The organism is Opitutales bacterium (assembly GCA_013215165.1).
Taxonomy (GTDB): Bacteria; Verrucomicrobiota; Verrucomicrobiia; order Opitutales; family JABSRG01; genus JABSRG01.
In genome coordinates this window covers 1-3,752 of sequence record JABSRG010000123.1, presented here as the reverse complement: position 1 = coordinate 3,752, position 3,752 = coordinate 1, and the positions used below count along the sequence as shown (strand labels likewise).

Annotated in this window: 8 protein-coding genes; all 8 read left to right on the top strand. The window is 49.3% G+C overall.

Going from position 1 to position 3,752, the window contains the following annotated elements; genetic code table 11:
- The coding region (locus HRU10_15180) for a tyrosine-type recombinase/integrase (GenBank protein ID NRA28575.1) at nt 1–192 on the top strand (192 nt) is incomplete at its 5' end.
- A 45-nt stretch (nt 193–237) separates the two neighbouring features.
- The gene (locus HRU10_15175) at nt 238–435 is read left to right on the top strand and encodes a hypothetical protein (protein ID NRA28574.1); all 198 of its coding nucleotides are present in this window, start codon (nt 238–240) and stop codon (nt 433–435) included.
- Nucleotides 435–683: a hypothetical protein gene (locus HRU10_15170; GenBank protein NRA28573.1), complete on the top strand. Its 249-nt coding sequence runs from the start codon at nt 435–437 to the stop codon at nt 681–683. The genes HRU10_15175 and HRU10_15170 overlap by 1 nt, the downstream gene beginning before the upstream one ends.
- A gap of 396 nt (nt 684–1,079) precedes the next feature.
- Nucleotides 1,080–1,289 carry a hypothetical protein gene (locus HRU10_15165; protein NRA28572.1) on the top strand — a complete coding sequence of 70 codons (210 nt, stop codon included), beginning with the start codon at nt 1,080–1,082 and terminating at the stop codon, nt 1,287–1,289.
- Nucleotides 1,286–1,465, top strand: a complete 180-nt coding sequence (locus tag HRU10_15160; protein NRA28571.1) for a hypothetical protein — start codon at nt 1,286–1,288, stop codon at nt 1,463–1,465. The genes HRU10_15165 and HRU10_15160 overlap by 4 nt, the downstream gene beginning before the upstream one ends.
- A gap of 54 nt (nt 1,466–1,519) precedes the next feature.
- Nucleotides 1,520–1,669, top strand: coding sequence for a hypothetical protein (locus HRU10_15155; GenBank protein NRA28570.1), 150 nt, complete (start codon nt 1,520–1,522; stop codon nt 1,667–1,669).
- 534 nt (nt 1,670–2,203) lie between these two features.
- Nucleotides 2,204–2,884, top strand: coding sequence for a hypothetical protein (locus tag HRU10_15150; GenBank protein NRA28569.1), 681 nt, complete (start codon nt 2,204–2,206; stop codon nt 2,882–2,884).
- Nucleotides 2,885–2,932: 48 nt separating this feature from the next.
- Complete coding sequence (locus HRU10_15145; protein NRA28568.1) at nt 2,933–3,307, top strand: hypothetical protein; 375 nt, start codon at nt 2,933–2,935, stop codon at nt 3,305–3,307.
- Nucleotides 3,308–3,752: the final 445 nt, after the last annotated feature.

Genomic DNA, 3,752 nt, shown 5'->3' with positions numbered 1-3,752 from the left:
TCCTGCCACCTCTTTCGCCACAGCAGCGCGACCCACATGCTCGAAAACGGCGTAGACATCCGCTTTATCCAGCAGCTTCTGGGGCATGCCAAACTGGAGACCACGCAAGTCTACACCGAAGTCAGCATCCAGCAGCTCCAAGAAGTGCACAAACGGACGCACCCGGCGCGGATAGATAAAGGTGAGGCTTGAGTTATTGCTTAGTTTTGTCACCTTATAGACTGAAATGCGAATGTAATGGGACTGACTGAACTAAAGCGCGAAGTAGACAGACTTGCTGATCAAGATCAGCGTGAGTTACTTGTGTATCTCTCTCACCAGCGCCAACTCAAGGATCCAGCTTATTTAAATCATCTAACAGAAATGTTGGATGATAGCTCCGAAGAACGCTGGGTTTCTTTCGAGTCTATTAAAAAAAACACTCCCGAGTCTTAATGCCTATCGACCACGACTTGTTTGTCGAAAAGAGGGCGGGTGAGCGGCTGAAAAGCTTACGTGGTGAGCGTCGCCGTGCGGTTTTTGGCTTTATCGACGCTTTGGCAAACAACCCCTTCATTGAAGGAGAAATCCAGTTTGAAGATCGCAAAGGTCGCCTGTTGCAAAAGCTTACTGTCAGCGGTTTTGTGATCACCTTCCACGTCGATCATGCCATAACTGAAGTCAAAATAATGACGCTCGAATAGGCGTTTAAACTGTTACCACTTTTTTTGACATCGTAATTTCGCTCAAATTGTCATCGTAGGGTTTTGGACGGTTTTGCCGGATTGAGGTCGTATTTTGTGCTCATTTTTGTCGTAGGCTTACGATGAAAAAGGCCCGGTGGGTGGTATCCATCGGGCCTTTCGTTTCTACAGAAGTGTCAGTTGTTGAGGGTCGTGTTGTGGGGGATGTTTGCGACGTTTTTGACGGTGTAGGATGTGGTGGGCTTGGGCCAGGGGCGTTACGATGTCTTCGGGGCGGTTTTTTGACCGGTTTGGGTTGAGGAGGGTGTCGATGCTATGGAGCCAAGGTGGGTAACACCGTCCTCGATGAGATCAAGGCCGAGATCGAGGACGACGACAGTTGACTTGCAAAATCCCATGAAATTACCGATATTAGGCCGTATGAACACAATGGAAGTCATCGACTATTTTAAGCGCTTGCCTGAAGACGAACAAGGCAAGGTCGTCGAGTTTATCCGAAAGGATAGCTCCACGAAAGTGCGCTATGCTGACGATGACGCTGCAAAAGCAGCTGGAGAAGCTGTCTTTGGTGAGCATCCCGAGTTGTTCCGTAAGTTGGCGCAATGAGCGATCCGATCTTTTTGACGGCAGCTCAGGTTGAGGCTTACCACGCACGAGGTCTTGAGCTTTACGGCGGTTCTGCAGGTCTGCGGAGCCGCTCTCTTTTTGAAGGTGCTGTTGCTCAAGCTCAAAATGTCTACTGGTATGCGGACGGCGATCTCTACGATATTGCTGCCGCCTAGGGCTTCCACATTGCGCAAGCTCAGGCGTTCCTTGATGGAAATAAACGAGCGGCTATGGCTGCATGTTTGGCCTTCTTGAAGTTGAATGGTGTCTCGATCAATCGAGAGCTGACCAATCCGTTATACAATGCCTTGATCGAAATTGCAGAGCATCGATTGGACCGGGAAGGCTTGGCGGCTATACTGCGCGATTTGCTCGATTAGGGCAACTGGTCACAAACTGTGACCACCTTGCTCTTGGGTTGCTTGAGGGCACTTATGCGGCAGGCTGTCGGGTATGAGTGTTGTATCTGGGGTCGCAAATAGGGGTCGCAAATAGGGTCAGTCTAAGAATTCTTAATTTTTAGAGTTTCATTCTTTGTCTCATGGCATGGCAAGAAAGATTCGCATCGAATTTCCAGGAGCGATTTACCATCTGATCAATCGTGGAAATTATCGATCATTCATTTTTGAAACCGAGGGTGCTAAGCGTGCATTCATGCTTTGTCTCCACGAAGGCGTGTCTGCGCGGGGTTCGCGCCTGCATGCTTAGGTGCTAATGGGGAATCATTATCACTTATGTATTGAGACTCCACTTGGCGATCTGGTCGATGGCATGCGATGGCTACAAAGCACATTTGCCAATCGGTTTAATCGTTATCGCAAGGAAAACGGGCATGTGTTTGTTCGTTAGGTTGCCCAAGGGCGCCCACCTAACTCTCCCCGCCGAGTGCGGGGCTATGCCATCTGCGCACATGCGTGCTTCGTCAAGGCCGTTACAAAGCGATTTTAGTGGATCCGGGTGTCGTCGGTCGCGTGTGCGACTACATTCACTTGAATCCGGTACGTGCCGGTCTAGCAGACGTTGCAGATTTGGAGAGTTATGCCTGGAGTAGTTTTCATTGGCTATGGCACAAACGGCGTCGCTGGCAGGAATTCGATGCTAGCACCTGTATGGAGGCGGCTGGCAGCCTTCCTGATACACCGCGAGGCAGAAGTCTTTATCGGGATCATTTAAATTTGTTAGCGGAAGATGATGATACCCAGCGCAAACAAAAGTTTGATCAGATAAGTCGTGGATGGATGTACGGCTCCCCTGACTACCGGAAAGCGGTTTTAAAGGGTTTAAAGCTGCCTCCGGACCAGCGATTCGAGAAGGGTGAAGCGGCAGATTTGCGCATTCAGCGCTCTGAGCGTCTATTTGAACTCGGCCTAGCTGCCCTGGGCAAGACAGGCGCTGATATTATTGGGTCGAAGAAAAGTGCATCTTGGAAAATAGCCCTGGCGAGGTATCTACGCAAGCTTGCCCAGGCCCCCTTGCCCTGGCTCAGTGAAAAACTCTGCACTGGCCCACCCAATTCCCTTTCAAGTCTAATCAGCCGCCACCGTAGGGAAGGAAAGAAATCCTTCGATGTTCATGATGAAATCAAGAATTCTTAGACTTGTATCCTTTTTCTCCACGGTAAACAAAGAGTGAACTAATCGTCTATGAACAGTAACCAATGGTTTTACGATAATTGTAATCCTGCAACGTGGGCACGGCCAACAACAAGAGAATGGGAAGCTTGCGAATCGGTGCTCGGCTTTTCACTCCCTCCTGAGTATCGAGCAATTATCGATTTTGTGGGTATGGGATTTTTCGGAGATCTAGTTTTGTTTAATCCTAAACAGGAACTTAATCCCGAAGTGAGGCTTCCTGGAGCATGCGCCGAATCATATAGATGGCTTTATGAAAACGCCTTGTATTCCGAAATAGAATTGGACGCGCATTGGGAGTTTCCTTCTACTTCAGCGATCGTTTTAGGAGGCGTTAATGGTGATGAGTATCTCTTTTGGTCCGAATCGGGCTGGTTTTTTATTTGATGCTGAAACCTTTGGCTGCCGTTTTCTTGGAAAAAGCCTGATTTCCTACATTGTCAGAGCTTACAATTTATATCGTGAAGATGAAAACCAAGAGGAGGAAGGATTGTGGGAACGTTATGAAGGACGTGCTCGAAATTATGATCCGATTTTCACGCCTACACCTAAGCCTTGGGACGTCCGAAGGGGTCAAACGTGAGTGGCACTAACTTAAGGGCGGACGCAAAATGGGGTCAGTCGAAGAAAACTCAAATCTTATAAAAAACCTAATCAACCAACCGACAACAACCCGATCGACGCCCTCGAGCCAATCTGACGTCCTCAGCGAGCACAGTCGTCGCCAGGTCAGTTGCTGAGGGTCGGGGTCGTGCTGTGGGGGATGTTTGCGACGTTTTTGGCGGTGTAGGATGTGGTGGGCTTGGGCCAGGGGCGTTACGATGTCTTCGGG

Excerpts from the sequence above, each read along its gene's own strand:
- HRU10_15175 (NRA28574.1), top strand. The coding sequence starts at position 238 with ATGGGACTGACTGAACTAAAGCGCGAAGTAGACAGACTTGCTGATCAA.
- HRU10_15170 (NRA28573.1), top strand. The coding sequence starts at position 435 with ATGCCTATCGACCACGACTTGTTTGTCGAAAAGAGGGCGGGTGAGCGG.
- HRU10_15165 (NRA28572.1), top strand. The coding sequence starts at position 1,080 with ATGAAATTACCGATATTAGGCCGTATGAACACAATGGAAGTCATCGAC.
- HRU10_15160 (NRA28571.1), top strand. The coding sequence starts at position 1,286 with ATGAGCGATCCGATCTTTTTGACGGCAGCTCAGGTTGAGGCTTACCAC.
- HRU10_15155 (NRA28570.1), top strand. The coding sequence starts at position 1,520 with ATGGCTGCATGTTTGGCCTTCTTGAAGTTGAATGGTGTCTCGATCAAT.
- HRU10_15145 (NRA28568.1), top strand. The coding sequence starts at position 2,933 with ATGAACAGTAACCAATGGTTTTACGATAATTGTAATCCTGCAACGTGG.